This window comes from Jiella flava (genome assembly GCF_017349315.1).
Taxonomy (GTDB): Bacteria; Pseudomonadota; Alphaproteobacteria; order Rhizobiales; family Rhizobiaceae; genus Jiella; species Jiella flava.
The window spans coordinates 16,893-33,378 of record NZ_JAFMPP010000019.1 but is presented as its reverse complement, the minus strand read 5'-3'; the positions used below and the strand labels follow the sequence as shown (position 1 = coordinate 33,378).

At 65.1% G+C, this 16,486-nt stretch carries 15 protein-coding genes; 14 read left to right on the top strand and 1 reads right to left on the bottom strand.

Translation table 11 applies throughout. The features are described 5' to 3' along the window. Positions 1 to 239 precede the first annotated feature (239 nt). The 14 genes from J1C48_RS16995 to J1C48_RS16930 all read left to right on the top strand — a co-directional run bounded on the left by J1C48_RS16995 (position 240) and on the right by J1C48_RS16930 (position 15,227). The gene (locus tag J1C48_RS16995) at positions 240 to 1,064 is read left to right on the top strand and encodes an ABC transporter ATP-binding protein (RefSeq protein WP_207259199.1); all 825 of its coding nucleotides are present in this window, start codon (positions 240 to 242) and stop codon (positions 1,062 to 1,064) included. Beyond that, positions 1,054 to 1,833, top strand: coding sequence for an ABC transporter permease (locus J1C48_RS16990; RefSeq protein ID WP_207259198.1), 780 nt, complete (start codon positions 1,054 to 1,056; stop codon positions 1,831 to 1,833). The genes J1C48_RS16995 and J1C48_RS16990 overlap by 11 nt, the downstream gene beginning before the upstream one ends. Before the next feature lies 1 nt (position 1,834). Further along, entirely contained in the window at positions 1,835 to 2,587 is a 753-nt protein-coding gene (locus J1C48_RS16985) for an ABC transporter permease (protein ID WP_207259197.1), read from the top strand. Between the two features lie 101 nt (positions 2,588 to 2,688). Further along, a complete protein-coding gene (locus J1C48_RS16980; protein WP_207259196.1) occupies positions 2,689 to 3,636 on the top strand; it encodes a LysR family transcriptional regulator in 948 nt (315 codons plus the stop codon). A gap of 372 nt (positions 3,637 to 4,008) precedes the next feature. After that, positions 4,009 to 5,361 (top strand): NAD(P)-binding domain-containing protein, encoded by a 1,353-nt coding sequence (locus J1C48_RS16975; RefSeq protein ID WP_231081858.1) that lies wholly within the window; start codon positions 4,009 to 4,011, stop codon positions 5,359 to 5,361. Beyond that, positions 5,348 to 6,595, top strand: a complete 1,248-nt coding sequence (locus tag J1C48_RS16970) for an amidohydrolase family protein (RefSeq protein WP_207259195.1) — start codon at positions 5,348 to 5,350, stop codon at positions 6,593 to 6,595. The genes J1C48_RS16975 and J1C48_RS16970 overlap by 14 nt, the downstream gene beginning before the upstream one ends. A gap of 40 nt (positions 6,596 to 6,635) precedes the next feature. After that, complete coding sequence (gene hpxZ / locus J1C48_RS16965) at positions 6,636 to 7,019, top strand: oxalurate catabolism protein HpxZ (protein WP_343217707.1); 384 nt, start codon at positions 6,636 to 6,638, stop codon at positions 7,017 to 7,019. A 64-nt stretch (positions 7,020 to 7,083) separates the two neighbouring features. Then, positions 7,084 to 7,914, top strand: coding sequence for a creatininase family protein (locus J1C48_RS16960; protein WP_207259194.1), 831 nt, complete (start codon positions 7,084 to 7,086; stop codon positions 7,912 to 7,914). Continuing rightward, complete coding sequence (locus tag J1C48_RS16955; RefSeq protein ID WP_231081859.1) at positions 7,911 to 9,602, top strand: CocE/NonD family hydrolase; 1,692 nt, start codon at positions 7,911 to 7,913, stop codon at positions 9,600 to 9,602. The genes J1C48_RS16960 and J1C48_RS16955 overlap by 4 nt, the downstream gene beginning before the upstream one ends. Then, on the top strand, positions 9,602 to 10,810 hold the full coding sequence (locus J1C48_RS16950) for an amidase (protein WP_207259193.1): 1,209 nt from the start codon (positions 9,602 to 9,604) through the stop codon (positions 10,808 to 10,810). Before J1C48_RS16955 ends, J1C48_RS16950 begins: the two co-directional genes overlap by 1 nt. 443 nt (positions 10,811 to 11,253) lie before the next feature. Then, positions 11,254 to 12,051, top strand: coding sequence for a TIM barrel protein (locus tag J1C48_RS16945; RefSeq protein ID WP_207259192.1), 798 nt, complete (start codon positions 11,254 to 11,256; stop codon positions 12,049 to 12,051). 139 nt (positions 12,052 to 12,190) lie between these two features. After that, a complete protein-coding gene (locus J1C48_RS16940; RefSeq protein WP_207259191.1) occupies positions 12,191 to 13,135 on the top strand; it encodes a sugar ABC transporter substrate-binding protein in 945 nt (314 codons plus the stop codon). A gap of 182 nt (positions 13,136 to 13,317) precedes the next feature. Further along, entirely contained in the window at positions 13,318 to 14,388 is a 1,071-nt protein-coding gene (locus J1C48_RS16935; RefSeq protein WP_207259190.1) for an ABC transporter permease, read from the top strand. A 47-nt stretch (positions 14,389 to 14,435) separates the two neighbouring features. Then, a complete protein-coding gene (locus J1C48_RS16930; RefSeq protein WP_207259241.1) occupies positions 14,436 to 15,227 on the top strand; it encodes an ATP-binding cassette domain-containing protein in 792 nt (263 codons plus the stop codon). Positions 15,228 to 15,322: 95 nt separating this feature from the next. On the opposite strand, the gene J1C48_RS16925 is transcribed toward J1C48_RS16930, so the two are convergent. Beyond that, entirely contained in the window at positions 15,323 to 16,354 is a 1,032-nt protein-coding gene (locus J1C48_RS16925; protein WP_207259240.1) for a LacI family DNA-binding transcriptional regulator, read from the bottom strand. Positions 16,355 to 16,486: the final 132 nt, after the last annotated feature.

The following is a 16,486-nucleotide window of genomic DNA, read 5'->3' as shown; positions in this document are numbered from 1 at the left end:
TCGCGTCCGCTAAGCGATTGAAAAGCTTCAACCGTTGCCGGGGGCGCAACGCCACCCTGCCAATTCTCCGACAGGGCAAGGCGGCGAGCGCATGTCGGTGTTGCCTGTTGGGCAATAGCCTACCCACCAAATGGTGTTTGTGCCGACCGGTGTCGCGCCGCTAGCCTCAGAACGGCTGCGAGACATGCGCGGTGTGCCGCGCCATTCGTGGCCCGTTTTCAGAGAGGAGAACATCCGGCATGACGTCAGCCAGCGCCGCCAGCTTGACCAGGGCAGACACCGCGAGCGAGGCGACCGGCGCCGCGGGCCTCGTGGCCCAAGGGGTGAGCGTCACCTTTCGGCGCGGCACCCAGGTGATCGATGCGCTCAAGGACGTGTCGTTGAACATTCCGCGCGGCACGCGGGCGGCGCTGATCGGTGCCTCTGGCTGCGGGAAATCCACGCTGCTGCGGGTGTTTGCCGACATCGTTCAGCCGACCTCCGGCACGGCCAGCCATTACGGCCTCACTCCGGCAGAAGCGCGCGCCAACCGAGTCTATGCGCTGGTGCAGCAGGGCTCCACCATGCTGCCGTGGCGCACGGTGATCGATAATGTCGCGCTGGGGCTGGAAATCGCCGGTACATCGAAGCCCGAACGGCTGGAGCGGGCCGCCGAAAGTCTGGCTCTGGTCGGGCTGAAAGGTTTCGAGAAAAGCCTGCCGGCCGAGCTTTCGGGCGGCATGCGGCAACGCGCGGCGATCGCACGGGCGCTGACCCTGCGTCCGCGGTTTCTGTTGATGGACGAGCCCTTCGGCGCGCTGGACGAGATCACCCGCGATCGGCTGCATTTCGAGCTGTTGCGGATCCTCGAAGAGACGGGGGCGACGCTCTTCCTGGTCACCCACTCGATCGCCGAGGCGGTGATCCTGTCGGACAAGGTGGTGGTGATGACGCCGCGTCCAGGCCGGATCTCGCAGGTGATCGATGTTGATCTCGGCCAGCATCGCACGCCCGCAACGCGAGAGGATCCGCGCTTTGGCCATTATGAGCTGATGTTGCGGCGGGCGTTGCACCATGACGCGTGAGCTGTGGATGGGGCGCGGCGCGCGGATCCTGCCGCCCGTGGTGCTGGTCGCGGCGCTGGTCGCGATTTGGGGCTGGAGCGCGGCGACCGGCCTGTTGCCGCGCTGGCTGCTGCCCGGTCCAGGTGCCGTGTTGCACGAATTCGATGTCTCGCGCGCCGTCCTTTTGAAACATGCCCAGGTCACCGCGACCGAGGCGCTGGGGGGGTGCGCGATTGGCTCCGTCCTCGGCGTGGCCGCGGCGATGGTGATGACGCTGGTCGCGCCGTTGCGGCAGACGCTCTACGCTTACGCGCTGGCCAGCCGGGCGCTGCCGCTGATCGTCTTTACCCCGGTCCTGGTGATCGTGGTCGGGCGCGGCATCGTGCCGGTCATGGTGATCGTGTCGGTGACCACCTACTTCCCGGTCTTCCTTGGCATGATGCGCGGGCTGGAGCGGTCAAATCCCGATCGGATGGAGCTGTTGTATAGTCTTTCGGCCAGCCCCACGCAGATCCTGTGGAAGGTCCAGCTGCCCTCGGCGCTGCCATATCTCTTTGCCGCGCTCAAGGTCGCGGCCTCGACGGCCTTCGTCAACGCGCTGGTGACCGAGTGGATCGCGGCCAATGCCGGACTGGGCTATCTGGTGATGGTCTCGGGCCAGTATTTCCGCCTGCCGCTGATGTGGGCCGCGATCTTTTCCGCAGCGCTGATGACGCTGGCGCTGCTGGGGCTGATCCTGTTGGCCGAGCGTCTGGCGGGGCGCTGGACCCAACAGGCGACGGAGGTCTGAAATGGCGCAACTGATGCACCGCGTGGTGTTGCCGGTGACCTTTGGCTTGGCGGTGTTGGTCGTCTGGCAGGGGGTGATCGAGGCCGGGATGGTATCGAAGCTGGTGCTGACCGGGCCGGTGCAGATCGTCACCGCGCTGATCACCGAGGCACCGACGCTTCTGTCGAACGGGCTGATCACCCTGACCGAAGCGGTGTCGGGTTTTGTGCTGGGCAGCCTGGCAGGACTGGCGACTGCCGCGCTGTTCATCCGCTTCGGCGCGTTGCAGCGCGCCGTCTTTCCGCTGACCATCTTGATGGAGGCGGTGCCGGTGGTGGCGATCCTGCCGGTACTGATGCTGTGGATGGGCAACGGCATGGCGCCGAAGATCTTCATCGCGGCCTTTCTGAGCTTCTTTCCGATGCTGGTGAACGCCTATCGCGGCTTTTCCAACGTCGATGCGGATGTCCAGGAGCTGATGCTCAGCTATTCGGCCAGCCCCGAACAGCTGTTCTGGAAGGTGCGATTGCCTGCGGCGCTGCCCTTCATGTTCACCGCCTTGAAGCTCTCGGCCTGCTCGTCGATCGTCTCGGCACTGGTGGCCGAGTGGCTGGCCTCGGACCAGGGGCTCGGTTACCTGATCATCTCCTACGGCCAGGGCTACCGCGTCGCCGATGTCTGGGCGGCGGCGACGCTGGCCTGTCTGCTGGCGCTGGCCTTCTACGGCATCACCGCCGCGGGCGAAAAATGGGCGTTGAGCCGCCGGACGCGCTAAAACGCGCGAAGTGGCCATGTGTGGCGGAACCGGCGATGCCGCCTGGCGCCCAATCTGCATCTCGGCCTATATCTTTTCCGCGAACTGGAAAGAGAAGGTCGATGCCCAAGAGTTTCGTTCATGTCCACCTGGTGGCGCTGCGCTACTTTGCCGAAGCCGCCCGCGCCGGGTCGATGCGTCAGGCCTCGGATTTCCTGTCGATCGCGCCCTCGGCGGTGAATCGGCAGATCCTGAAGCTGGAGGATCAGCTGCAGGTGCGGCTGTTCGACCGGGTGGCCGACGGGGTCAAACTGACCGCGGCGGGTGAGGTTCTCTACGGCTATATCAGCAACCTGCAGCGCGATCTGGACAAGGCGATCGCGCAGATCGACGACATGCGCGGATTGCGCCGGGGCCATGTGCGGATTGCGCTGGAAGACGGCATCGCGCGCGATTTTTTCGGGCCTGAGCTGGCGAAGTTCTCCAAGGAATATCCCGGGATCTCCTACTCGCTGATCATGCAGGAGGCCGCCAAGGTCATGGAATGTTTGGCCGATGGAGAGGCCGACATCGGCCTGTCGGTGGATCCGCCGACCCGGTCCGACATCCGCCGGATTGCGGCGCTGCCGATCCCTACCGGCGCGATCATGCGCCCCGATCATCCGCTGGCCAGCCGCGCCAGTGTGACGCTGTCGGATCTGGCGGGGGAACGGATGGTGCTTGGCAGCGCCGGCTATGGCGGCGGCGGGCCGGTCAATCATATCCTCACCGAAGGCGGTCGCCACCGGCCGTTCATCGAGATCAACACCTCCGATAGTGCGCTGGACCTCGTGCTGGCGGGCCTTGGCCTCGCGGTGCGCAGTCCGGTGGGGATCATGGAGCGCCTTGGCCGCGGCGATCTGGTCTTCGTTCCGCTTTCAGGCCGGGCGACGCCCAAGATGCAGATCGTCCTCTGGACGCAGATGAGCCAGGGCCGGTCCAATGCCGCGGCGGTGCTCTTGCAGCGGCTGACCGCCGCGCTGCCGCTGTTCTCCGAAAAGCTGGAGGTCTGGCGCGTGGCCGACGCCTAAGCCTGGCAGCCTGCTTCCTCCAATTCAACCGAGAGATCACGCCTGGCGCTGCCCGTTTCCGCCGCCGCGCCCGTGGTCGATCTCGCCGTTGGGGGCCTGCCGGGCCCGCCCGTGTGTGGGCGGCGGGCGCCGTTGCCCGATAGGCAACGATGCGCGCCTTATTCTGCGCTGTCCCTTTGTCCTAAGAGGCCGGTAGCTTTGGGCTCGGCGGGCGCGTCTGCCCGCCCCCGCAAGGGAAGAGCGATGCTACAAAATCACCCTCAGGCTGAGGCGCGCCTCGATGCGCTGGCCGCACAAATCCGCCGCGATATCGAGATGATGCGCTTTGCGACCCGGCCTTGGGTTCTACCCGCCCCGGGGCAGGGGCCGGAGATGCCCGACGTGGTGATCCTCGGCGCCGGGCAGAGCGGACTTGCCGCGGGCTGGGGGCTGAAACGTCACGGCGTCACCAATGTCGTCCTGCTCGACGCCAGTCCGGCCGGGTGCGAAGGCGTCTGGGAAACCTATGCCCGCAATTACGAGATCCGCTCTCCCAAGGAAACCACGGGGATCGAGGGAGGCATTCCGTCCCTGTCGATCGAGGCTTACACGGTGGCGCGGCTGGGCCAGCCTGCCTGGGACGCGATGGGCGGCGTGCCGCGCACGATCTGGATGGATTATCTGCGCTGGTTCCGCAGCTTCGCGGGGCTCGAAATCCGCAACGACACGCGGGTCGAGCGAATCGATTATGACGCCGATGGGGTGAGCCTGTCGCTGGCCGGCGGCGGCACGATGCGCGCGCGGCTTCTGGTGCTGGCCACGGGGATGGAGGGCGGCGGAGCCTGGGTCACACCCGGGATCGTGTCTGAGAACCTGCCGCGGCATGTCTGGAACCATTCTGCGGACGTTTTTGACGAGCGCCATCTGAGTGGCAAGCGCGTTGCGGTGCTGGGCGCGGGAGCTGCGGCCTTCGACATGGCGGTGACGGCGCTCGACGCCGGGGCCGAACGGGTCGACATGCTGATCCGCCGCCCCGAGCTGCCGCTGCGCGACGTGCTGCGCTGGTTCGAGACCGGCGGCTTCCTGGTTCATGCGGCGCGCATTCCGCCCGAGGTCAAGTGGCAGATCTCGTCCTATGTCGGGGGGCTGCGTCAGGCCCCTGCGGCGCATCACTTTCACCGGGCCTGCACGTTCGAGAACTTCAAGATTCACGTTGGATCGGGGATCGAGGCGTTGTCCTGGACGGGCAGTGAGATCGCGCTGCGCACGCCGCGGCGGCTCTGGGGCTTCGACCACCTCTTTGCCGCGACCGGGGTGGGGGTGAACATGGCGCTGCGCCCGGAGCTCTCGCGGTTGCGCGAGGAGGCCGCGCTGTGGCGCGATCGCTTCACCCCGCCGGCGGGCGAGGAACGCAGCCCCAAATTGGATTTCCCCTGGCTCGACGACTATGCCTTTACGGAACGGACCCCGGGCAGCGCGCCGGGGATCGACAGGGTGCTGGCCTTCAATCAGCTGTCGGCGATGAGCATGGGCAGCTTTGCTTCGGTGTCGATCGCGGCCTTCCTTCATGGCACGCCGCGACTGGTACAGGCGGTGACCCGGCGGCTTTTCGACGAGCAGATCGACAAGATCATGCCGCAGCTGGAGGCCCTGACCGCGCCCGGAGTCGTGGTGCCTGACGCCATGGCGCGCTGGCTCGCGGAAGAGGAACGAGCGGTGGCGGAGATGTGTCTTGCTGGCGAATGACGCGCCCTTCGTGATCCGCAATCTGCGGCTGCCCGACGGGCGCGCCGGCCTGTCGGTGCGGGTCGAGGGCGGATGTATTGCCGCGCTGGAGACCGAGGTCGATACCGACGGGGCGGAGGTGCTGGACGCGCAAGGCGCGCTGATGGTGCCGGGCTTCACCGATGCGCATGTTCATCTGGACAAGGCGCTGATCCTCGGTCGCTGTCCGATCTGCGAGGGCACGCTTTCCGAGGCGGTGCGACTGACCGCGGCGGCCAAGGCGGGCTTTACGGCCGAGGACGTGCACGCCCGCGGCGCCGAGGTGTTGGAGATGGCGGTGCGCGCGGGCACCCTTCGCATGCGCAGCTTTGCCGAGGTCGACCCCCGCGTGGGGCTGCGCGCTTTCGAAGGGGTCTTGCAGCTGGCCCGCGATTTTGCCGACCTGATCGAGGTGCAGGTCTGCGTCTTCGCGCAAGAAGGACTGACGCAGGAACCCGAGACGCTGGCGCTTCTGGCCGAGGCGCTGGCGGCGGGGGCCGATCTGGTGGGCGGCTGCCCCTATACCGATACCGACCCGCCGGCTCATGTCCGGGCGATCTTTGACCTGGCGGAGCAGTTCGACGTCGATGTCGATTTCCATGCGGATTTCGACCTTGATCCGGAGGGCACGATCCTGCCGGTGATCCTGGCCGAGACCGAGGCACGCGGCTGGCAGGGGCGGGTGACCGTCGGCCATGCCACCAAGTTCGCGTCTTTTCCCGAGGCGCAACGCCAGGAGCTGGCGCGCGCCATGGCCCGCGCAGGCGTCGGGCTGGTGGTGCTGCCTGCGACCGACAGTTTCCTCAACGCCGCCGGGCAGGGCCCGATGCGCCCCCGCGGCATGGCGCCGGCGGCCGAGATTGCCGGGCTCGGCGCGACCGTCGCCTTGGCGACCAACAATGTCGAGAATCCGTTCACCCCATTCGGTGACGCCGCGCTTTTGCGCATGGCGCAGTATTACGCCCATCTCGACCAGCTGGGGAGCGAGACCGCGCTGGCCGGCGTATGGCGGATGATCTCGTCCGCCGCGCAAGAGATCACCGGGCTGGCCGCGCCGGGCATCGCGGTCGGTCAGAGCGCGGAATTCGTGCTTTTGGCCGCCCGGACCGAGGCGGAGGCCATCCGCCGCAATGCCCCGGTCACCGGGGTGGTGCGGGGCGGGCGGGTTCGGCTCTGGCGGCCCGAACCGGTCCTGATGCGGGATCCCCGGGCATGATGAGCACGCGGTCAGCGCCGCGACCGGTGGGAAAGGAGGCATGATGATCGTGAACGACGACGAGACCCTGGCCAACCTGACCGCGGCCTGCGATGCCTATGAGACGGCGCTCAGGGACAATCGGCTCGACGAGATGGATGCGCTGTTCTGGGACAGCCCGCTGACCTTGCGCTATGGCGTGGGCGAGAACCTGCATGGCATCGACGAGATCCGGGCATTCCGCAAGGCCCGCCCCGGCGGCTCTCCCGCGCGGGAGGTGGTGCGGCGCGACATCGTCACTTTTGGCCCCGACCTCGGCGTGTGCAACCTGATCTTCCGCCGCGCCGGGGGCAGTCTGGGCCGGCAAAGCCAGACCTGGATCCTGACCGCGGACGGGTGGAAGGTGGTCGCCGCCCATGTCTCGCTGATGGCCGACACGCATTGATTCCTCCCACTTGCCCCTCTGCCGCCTGTGGCATGCCGGGGCTCTGCCGTAGCGAAAGGACGAGATGACCTTGAAATCCCATTGGTGGAGCGATCTGACCACGGCCGACTTCGCGGCGCTGGACCTGTCGCAGGTGGTGGCAGTGTTTCCGGTCGGGGCGACCGAACAGCACGGACCCCACTTGCCGGTCCGCGTCGACGCCGAGATCTGCGACCGGTTGATCCGGGCGGCGGTGGAGCGGATGGATCCCGACTTTCCCGCGCTGGTCTTGCCCCTGTCGGCGGTGGGCAAGTCCGACGAACATCTGGCCTATCCCGGCACGTTGACCATCCCCGGGCCGCTTTTGGCCGAGTACTGGTTCGAGATCGCCCGCAGCGTCCGGCGCGCCGGCTGCCGGCGGATCCTTTTCGTCAACTCCCATGGCGGCCAGCCGCAGGTGATGGAAATGGTCTGCCGGCGCCTGCGGATCGAACTGGGCATGCTGGCGGTGTCATCCACGTGGTCGCGCTTTACGCCGATGAATGATCTGTTCTCGGACCATGAGCTGAACCACGGCATTCATGGCGGCGAGGTGGAAACCAGCGTCATGCTGCACCTTAGGCCGGATCTGGTCGGGATGGACCAGGCGGGCGACTTCGTGCCGCTGTCGGTCGCGCTGGAGCAGATCGGCGGAATGCTGACGCCCGAGGGTGCCGTGGGCTTTGGCTGGCAGGCGCAGGATCTGCATCCCTCGGGCGCCGCGGGCAATGCCGCGGCAGCGGATGCCGAGCGGGGGGCGGCGGTGTTCGACCGCGCGGTCGGGCGCCTCCTGACCCTGATCGGCGAGGTTTCCGCCTTTCCTCTGGAGACGTTCAACACGGCGCCCGATCACGCGCTCCCGCAGGACCGCGCATGACCAGGCCCGACCAGCCGCCATTGGGCCTGCCGGATCTGCCCATGGCGGGGGGCGGGGGCGTGCTGGCGCCCGAAACCCGGTCGATGACCACAGCGGACGGCACGCGGCTCGATGCCGATATCTGGCGCCCGGCGGGGCCGGGGCCCTGGCCGGTGCTCTTGCAGCGGCAGGCCTACGGGCGGCGGATCGGCTGCACTGTCTGCTACGCCCATCCGGCCTGGTATGCGGCGCAGGGCTATCTAGTGGTGGTTCAGGACGTGCGCGGGCGCGGCACCTCCGAGGGCCGGTTCGACCCGGGCGCTGACGAGGCCGCTGACGGTGCCGAGACGGTGGAATGGGCGGCGGCGCTGCCCGGCTCGGACGGCCGGGTCGCGATGTATGGGTTTTCCTATCAGGCCTATAACCAGCTTCTGGCCGCCACCGGCGACTGCCCCTCGCTGGCGGCGCTCATCCCGGCGATGGGGCCGTGGGATCCGGCCGAGGGTTGGGCCTGGCAGGGCGGCGCGTTCAACCTGGCCGAAATGGCCGGCTGGGGCACCCAGATCGCCGTCGAGGGCGCGCGCCGGGCGGGGCAGGGCGCGGCCCATGCCAGTCTGCGCGCAGGCCTCCCAGGATTGTTTTCCGGCCGGGTTCCGGGCCAGCCCGAGGCGCTGGTCGGCGCGCAGGCCGCTGGCCACTTTCCCGCCTGGTCGACCACCCCGCCCGACGATCCGCGCTGGCAGATGATCTCGGTCGGGGCGCAGGTGGCGAGGCTTCGGGCGCGGGGTCTGCCGATGCTGTTCATCGGCGGCTGGTACGATAGCTTTCTGGGCGCCACCCTGACAGGATTCTCAGCCCTCGACCGGCCCGGTGATCCGACGCTGCGGCTAAAAGTCGGGCCCTGGGCGCATTTCCCTTGGACGCGGCATCTGGCTGGCATGGATTTCGGCCCCGAAGCAGCGACCGACACCGACCGGGCACAGATCGCCTTTCTCGACGCGGTGCTCAAAGGCAGGGGCACCCTTGCGGCGGATGACCGGGTGCGGCTCTTCGACATGGGCACCGGCCGCTGGCAGAGCCACGCCGCGCTGCCCACGACCCCGCGCCGGCTCTATCTGACCGGTGCGGGCCGGGCGGCGACGCGGCCGGGCGATGGCGGTCTGGCCGAAGCCCCGGGCCAAGGCTCGGAGATCATCGTCCACGATCCCTGGCGCCCGGCGCCGGCGGCAGGGCCGATCTATGGGCGGGGCCCGGGCCCCCATGACCGCAGCGAGACCGACGCGCGAGGCGATGTCGCGACCTTCGACACCGCACCATTCGACGCGCCTGTCCGCCTGGCGGGGCGGGTGGCGCTGTCACTCCGCGTCACGGCCGACCGGCCGAGCTTTGACCTTTCGGCGACCCTGTCGGTGATTGAGCGTTCGGGCAAGGTTGCGCCGCTCTGCGGCGGATACCGGCACCTGCGCGAACGGCCCGACGGCCCGGTCAAGATCGCGATGACCGGCACCTGCCGCACTCTGCAGCCGGGCGAGGCGCTGCGCCTCTCGCTCGCCGCCTCGGATTTTCCGGCCCATCCGGTCAATCCGGGCACCGGGGCCGACCCGGTGACCGCGGCCGCGGAGGCCGCATTGGTGACTACGATCGTCCTGCAGCTGGGCGCCGACTGCGCCTTGACCCTGCCGATCCTGCCAGCAGAGGAGGGGGTGTGATGGCCGCTTCGCCCTTCGTTCTGACGCTCGACCCCGCCGATTTTCCCGCGGGCGACGGGCCGCTCGCCGGGCTGCGCCTGGCGATCAAGGACAATTTCGAACTGGCGGGGACGATCGCGGGCTCGGGGCATCCGCTGTGGGCGGCCTCGCGTCCGCCCGCCCTCGATACCGCGCCCCTCGTGGATCGACTGATCAGGCAGGGCGCTCGGCCCGTGGGCAAGACCCATATGGATGAGCTGGCCTATTCACTGATGGGCGAGAATGCCCATTATGGAACGCCCCTCAACCCCGCCGCGCCGGAGCGTGTGCCGGGTGGCTCCTCTTCGGGGTCCGCCTCTGCGGTAGCGCAAGGTTTGGCCGACATCGGTCTCGGCTCGGACACCGGTGGGTCGGTTCGGTTGCCGGCCTCGTTCTGCGGCCTCTGGGGCTGGCGGCCGACCCATGGCTTGCTGCCTGCGGTGGGATTGCAGGCGCTGGCGCCCTCCTACGACGTGCCGGGGTTCCTCACGCGGGATGGTGCGACGCTGTCGCGCGTCGCCGACGCGGTGCTGGGGGGGATCACCGAGGCGGTTGCAAAGGAGGCTCCGAGGGGCCCGCACCGGTCGATCGCTCCCGACGATATCTGGGCGCTTGCGCCCGACGCGGCGGTGCCGCTGGCGCGCCATCGCGACGGAGCCGACCGGTCGGCGCTGTTGCCGCCCGCATTGATCGCCGAGTTGCAGCCGGTCTTCGGTATCGTGCAGGGAGCGGAGGTTGCCGAGGTCTTCGGTGACTGGATCCGCGCCAACAACCCGGAATTCGGCCCGGGCGTGCGAGAGCGGTTCGAGGCGGCGCTGCGGCTTCACCCCGAGGCCATTGCGACGGCAAGGGCGCTGCGCGCGAGGATCGCTGCGATCATCATGGATCGGCTCGCTCCGGAGGGGGTCATGCTGGTTCCCACCGCGCCGGGGGCGGCGCCACGTCTGGGCTCGTCGGGCGCGCAGATGGAGCTTTACCGCAACCGGGCGCTCTCGCTCCTCTGTCTGGCCGGCCATGCCGGGCTGCCCCAGATTAGCGTGCCGTTGGCCGAGGTCGAAGGGGCGCCCGTGGGCCTGTCGCTGGTCGGGCCGCGGGGAAGCGACCGTCGGCTGATTGGGCTGGCACGGGCGATCGCGGAGCAGTCCCGGCCGTCGACAGGGTCGCCGGTCAAGACTTGGCACGCCGATTGAGGGGTCTGTCGGCCGCAACGCATTTTACGACGATCTTGGTTCCGGTCAGTTCCAGAAGTCCCCAACACCGGCAAGCGTGGTGGCGGATTGGACGGGCCTCGGGACGGTGTCTGTTGGGCCATTTGTGTGGTTGTCACACGGCAACGAGCCTCGGAGCGAACATCGCAGGACAGCGATGCGCTCCTGTGTTCGCCGGAATGGGCGGGGGCAGCAAAATGCCGCGGCATCGATCCTCCACGGCATCAACTGCCATTTCAGACAGAGCGGAGCGCCGTTCGAGCGGACAATGATAAAATAATTGCATTAATGATTGCGATATCTATCATTGATGATAGGATCGAGGCAGGATATGATTGTGCAAGCACAAACGAGATGGCAACTATTGCCGCTACAAGTGTTCATTCAGCAGGTCAGCTGTGCCAATTATCTTCGCTTTGAATCACATGACAGCGCCAAAGCTCGGCCCTGAAGACTTTTTCGCCCTTGCCACAAAAACCGGCATTGAGGCCGTCGAAATTCGAAACGATTTGGAAGGCAATGCGATCCTGGACGGGACCTTCCCCGACAGGATCAAGGCGTTGGCCTCTGCGGCACGGGTGCGGATCGTTTCGATCAATGCGTTGCAGCGCTTCAACGCCTGGTCGCCGGCACGAGAGGCCGAAGCGATCGAGCTTGCCGACTATGCCCAGGCGTGTGGGGCGCAAGCCCTCGTTCTCGTTCCGAAGAATGATGGGACCGGTGTCGAGGAATCGGAGAGACTGCCGAATTTGAAAGAAGCCCTCGCCGGGCTTGCGCCGATCCTTCAAGCGCGAGGCTTGATCGGTCTCGTCGAGCCGCTCGGTTTCGAGTGCTGTTCGCTTCGTTTGAAGAGCGAAGCTGTCGCCGGGATCGAGGCGACGGCTGGGCGCGAGGTCTTCAAGCTCGTGCATGATACGTTCCACCATCATCTGGCCGGCGAAACGGCGATCTTTCCCGAACAGACGGGCCTCGTGCACATATCAGGTGTGACAGATCCCTCTCTCGCTGTCGCAGACATGAAAGACGAGCACCGCGTTCTTGTCGACGCGACGGACCGGCTGGGCAATGTCGAGCAGATCGTCGCTCTCGACCGGGCGGGATATCAGGGCTTGTATTCGTTCGAACCGTTCGCGCGGGAGGTTCACGAACTTTCCGACCTTCAAGGGGCGATCGAATATTCTATCGAATTTATCAATGAGGGCTTGCAGCGGCAGTCGGTTTAAACTCTCAATTCCCCTTATGTCGCGATCGAGCACAGCGGTCTGGGAGGACCGTCGATCGGCGAAGCGCCGCAATGGCGAGCGGCACTGAATTCCGGTTTGTTTTACGGGTACGGCCGGATACCCAAAGCGGAGGAAATGAATGAAAAAGGCTCTTCTCGCAGCTGCTCTTGCAGCCATGATGACGACCACCGCTATGGCTGAGACGGTCGCAGTCTCGATGGCGAAGTTCGACGACAACTTCCTCACCGTTCTCCGGAACGGGATGCAGGATTACGTGAAAACCCTCAAGGGAGTCGATCTGCAGATCGAAGATGCGCAGAACGACGTCGGAAAGCAGCTCAATCAGATCCAGAACTTTGTCGCTTCCGGCGTTAATGCCATCGTCGTCAATCCGGTCGACACCGACGCCACACAAGCGATGACGAAGGAGGCGGAACGCGCGGGCATCCCCCTCGTCTACGTCAATCGTCAGCCGGTGAACGTGGACAGTTTGCCCGACAATCAGGCTTTCGTCGCATCCGACGAGAAAGAGTCTGGAACGCTCGAGACGAAGGAAGTCTGTCGTCTGCTGAAGCAAGAGGGCAAGAGCGAAGCCAATATCTATGTGATCATGGGCGAGCTTTCCAATCAGGCGGCACGCCAGCGCACCCAAGATATCCATGACGTGATGAAGTCTGGCGACTGCGGCGTTACCCTCAAAATCATCGACCAGCAGACCGCCAATTGGTCGCGTGACCAGGCGCAAAGTCTGATGCAGAATTGGCTGTCCACGAGCACGCCGTTCGATGCCGTGATTTCGAACAATGACGAGATGGCAATCGGCGCCATCCAGGCGATGAAGTCGGCTGGCATGGATATGAAGAAGGTCATCGTCGGTGGTATCGACGCCACGCAGGACGCTCTTGCCGCAATGGAAGCCGGCGACCTCGACGTCACCGTCTTTCAAAACGCGGCGGGACAGGGAAAAGCCTCGATCGACGCGGCGTTGAAGCTGGCCAAAGGCGAGCATGTCGATCAGAAGGTCTACATCCCCTTCCAGCTGGTGACCCCGGCGAACGTCGCCAAGTTTCAGACGAAGAACTGACTTCGAATCGGTTCGGCAGCGGCGTGACATTAGCCGCCGCCGGACCGTCATCATGAATGGATCGGCGGGCCGTCCAAGTCCGTGATCTGCGATCAAGACTGCGTTCCCACATGAGGCGGCGACGCTTGCGTCCCTGACGATCGCGCCCCTCGTTGCAGATCCTCCGGGAGGAACCCGAAACGATGTCATCGAATACCGAAATTTCAAGTTCGCCGCAGACGACGGCCGGCCTTTCAACCGATAAGCGGTCGCAGCCGGCGCGCAAATCCGTTTCGCGACCTCAGGAAATGAACGTCCTTATAGGGCTCGTTGCGATCGCGCTGATCTTCGAGATTCTCGGCTGGATCGTGCAGGGCGAAAGCTTCCTGTTCAACACTCAGCGGCTTTCCATCATGATCCTTCAGGTCTCCGTCGTCGGCATCATCGCCGTCGGCGTGACCCAGGTCATCATCACCGGCGGCATCGACCTCTCGTCGGGCTCCCTCGTCGGCGCAACGGCGATGATCGCGATGAGCTTCGCACAGGCATCGACTTATGCGCGGGCCGTTTACCCAAGCCTGACGGATCTTCCGGTCATCGTCCCAATCGCCATCGGGTTGGGGTGCGGAATCCTGGCGGGTGTCGTCAATGGCGCCTTGATCGCATATACCAAAATACCCCCCTTCATCGCGACACTCGGCATGATGGTCTTCGCGCGTGGTGTCGCGAAATGGTACACGCGCGGCCAGCCCGTTTCCTTTCCGACCGACTCTTACGCCGCGATCGGCGATGGAATGAATCCGGTTCTGATCTTCCTGGCCGTCGCGATCGTGTTTCATGTCGCGCTGCGCTATACCGTCTACGGCAAGCACACCTACGCGATCGGCTCAAATGAGCAGGGTGCGCGCATGAGCGGCATCAACGTGGAACGGCATCTCGTCCTCGTCTATGCGATCGCCGGCATGCTTGCCGCGCTTGCAGCCGTCGTGATCTCTTCCCGCAATCTGACCGCGCAGGCGAGCTTCGGCAACATGTACGAACTCGATGCGATCGCGATGGCGGTCATCGGCGGTGTTTCGCTGTCGGGTGGCCGGGGATCCGTTCCGGGCACGGTCCTGGGCGCTTTGATCTTTGGCGTGATCCTTTCCGGTTTCACCTTCCTGCGGCTCGATGCCTATTACCAGGAGATGATCAAGGGCGTCATCATCGTCGCCGCTGTGGTCGCGGACATCTATCGCCAGCGCTCGCGCGCCAAAATGATCGATAAGGAGTGAGCGCCGTGCAAGCTGACATTGCCAAGACCAATAGCCCGGAACGCCCTCTGAACACCGGCAGCGGCCGCGTGGTGCTGGAAACCCGAGGCCTGACGAAGCACTACGGCGGCGTCCGTGCGCTGAGCGATGCCAACTTCGTGCTCCACGAGGGCGAGCACGTGGCGATCGTCGGCGACAACGGGGCCGGCAAGTCGACCTTCGTCCGCCAGATCACCGGTGTCGAAGTACCGACGTCGGGAGAGATCCTGTTCGACGGCAAACCGGTGAAGTTCGAGAGTCCGGTCGATGCCCGTCAGACCGGAATCGAAGCGGTGTTCCAGAACCTGGCTCTCGCCGACGACCTCGACGTTCCGTCGAACATCTTCCTCGGCCGCGAGGAGAAGATCCTTCCCTGGCTCGGGCCATTCGCCTTCGTCAACGAGAAGAAGATGCGGGAGCGTTCGATCGCGGCCTTGGAAACGACGGGGGTCAAAATCCCCAACCTCTCCAGTTCGCTGCGCCATATGTCCGGCGGACAACGCCAATGCGTGGCCATTTCGAGGGCGGCCTCGTTTGCCTCGAAGCTCATTCTCATGGATGAGCCGACCGCGGCACTGGGCGTTCAGGAGACGACGCAAGTCGAGAATATCATCCGTCGGTTGAAGCAGAAGCGGATTCCGCTCATTCTGGTCAGCCACAATCTGCGGCAGGTGTTCAATCTCGTCGATAAGATCTGGGTGTTCAGGCGCGGTGAGATCGCTGGCATGCTCGAGGCCGACAAGACGACAGGCAATGAGGTCGTCTCCATGATCACCGGTGTTGCCGACAGCGGCGTTCATGAGAACGCCAGCTATATTTGAAGCACCGATCCGAAGGTGAACCGCCCAAAAATTGCCGATGGCTCCGCTCCTTCAGTCAGCAGACGGAGCCATCGTGGGCACGAGCACCTCAGGTCTTAAATGCTTTCAGGAACATGAAGGTCGAATGGCAGAAAATACTGCCCTGGGATCGCGGAGTGGCCGACATCCAGCGATGCGACCATGCGTTCGACCAATGCCGTACTCAGGGCGCGAAGCGGCGTCCCGATGACTGTGGTCAGAACGCCGTCTTCCAATGCCGCGACCGAGGCTTCGGTCAATTCGTTGACGACGACGCTCGGCAGTGGGTTCAAGGTGGTCTCGCGTAACGCCGCTATCGCGCCTTCCGTCCCCCCACCGGCGACGTAAATGCCCGCCAGATCGGGCTTGCGTGCCATCAGTGACAGGGTCGCTTCACGCGTCACGTCGACGGTGTCGAGATCGAAAACGGTGTCGAGAATCTCGAACTGCGGTGCTCTCTCGCGGAAATACGCCCGAAAGCCAGTCTCTCGCAATTGATGTCCATGCCACCGATGACTAGCAAGAAAGAACGCGACAGGTCCGGGCTGAGCCGCCGTTCTCGAGATCATCCAAGCTGCGGTTCGACCGGCCTTGATGTTGTTCAATCCGACGTAAGACTCGCGGATTCCTTGCGCGAAATCCGAAAGCAGCGCGTAGACTGGCACGCCTTTTTCGCGCAGCCGGGCTGCGGTACGCGTCACCTGTGGGCAGTCGATGGCGGTTGCGGCGACAGCGTCGCAACGCGTCCCCAGTCCCTCCAACGCGTCAGCGAATGCCTCGGGTTTTTGCTCGTCGACGAACGCGATCCGAATGGTTCCACGGACGCTCTCGATTGCTTCGATGGCCGTCTCGAGTTCGCGCGCGAAACGATTGTAGAAAAGCTCGTTCCGTTTCAGAAGGACAAAGCCGAGGGTCACCGGCTTGACGTCCGCCATAATGCGTTGACGAACAAGCGAGGCGCCATGATAGCCAATCGCCGTCGCGGCTTCGTAGACCCGTCGTGTGGTCTCTTCGCGAACACGCGCCCGACCGTTCAGGACGCGGTCGACGGTGGCAACACTGACGCCGGCTTGGCGGGCGAGATCGGAGATCGTTGGTCGGTTCACCATTGCGGTCCATGAGGAGATCAGACGATGAAGCATTTGACGTTTTAGCCACCTTTTCGCGATTTGAAAATGATGGAAATGATAGATTATCTATCAATGCGCTTGAGGTGATTGGTGCTCTGCACCTATTCTATT

Bases quoted from the DNA above. Each gene is read 5' to 3' on its own strand.
- J1C48_RS16995 (WP_207259199.1), top strand. From the start codon at position 240: ATGACGTCAGCCAGCGCCGCCAGCTTGACCAGGGCAGACACCGCGAGC.
- J1C48_RS16990 (WP_207259198.1), top strand. From the start codon at position 1,054: ATGACGCGTGAGCTGTGGATGGGGCGCGGCGCGCGGATCCTGCCGCCC.
- J1C48_RS16985 (WP_207259197.1), top strand. From the start codon at position 1,835: ATGGCGCAACTGATGCACCGCGTGGTGTTGCCGGTGACCTTTGGCTTG.
- J1C48_RS16980 (WP_207259196.1), top strand. From the start codon at position 2,689: ATGCCCAAGAGTTTCGTTCATGTCCACCTGGTGGCGCTGCGCTACTTT.
- J1C48_RS16975 (WP_231081858.1), top strand. From the start codon at position 4,009: ATGCCCGACGTGGTGATCCTCGGCGCCGGGCAGAGCGGACTTGCCGCG.
- hpxZ (WP_343217707.1), top strand. From the start codon at position 6,636: ATGATGATCGTGAACGACGACGAGACCCTGGCCAACCTGACCGCGGCC.
- J1C48_RS16960 (WP_207259194.1), top strand. From the start codon at position 7,084: ATGACCTTGAAATCCCATTGGTGGAGCGATCTGACCACGGCCGACTTC.
- J1C48_RS16955 (WP_231081859.1), top strand. From the start codon at position 7,911: ATGACCAGGCCCGACCAGCCGCCATTGGGCCTGCCGGATCTGCCCATG.
- J1C48_RS16950 (WP_207259193.1), top strand. From the start codon at position 9,602: ATGGCCGCTTCGCCCTTCGTTCTGACGCTCGACCCCGCCGATTTTCCC.
- J1C48_RS16945 (WP_207259192.1), top strand. From the start codon at position 11,254: ATGACAGCGCCAAAGCTCGGCCCTGAAGACTTTTTCGCCCTTGCCACA.
- J1C48_RS16940 (WP_207259191.1), top strand. From the start codon at position 12,191: ATGAAAAAGGCTCTTCTCGCAGCTGCTCTTGCAGCCATGATGACGACC.
- J1C48_RS16935 (WP_207259190.1), top strand. From the start codon at position 13,318: ATGTCATCGAATACCGAAATTTCAAGTTCGCCGCAGACGACGGCCGGC.
- J1C48_RS16925 (WP_207259240.1), bottom strand. From the start codon at position 16,354: ATGGTGAACCGACCAACGATCTCCGATCTCGCCCGCCAAGCCGGCGTC.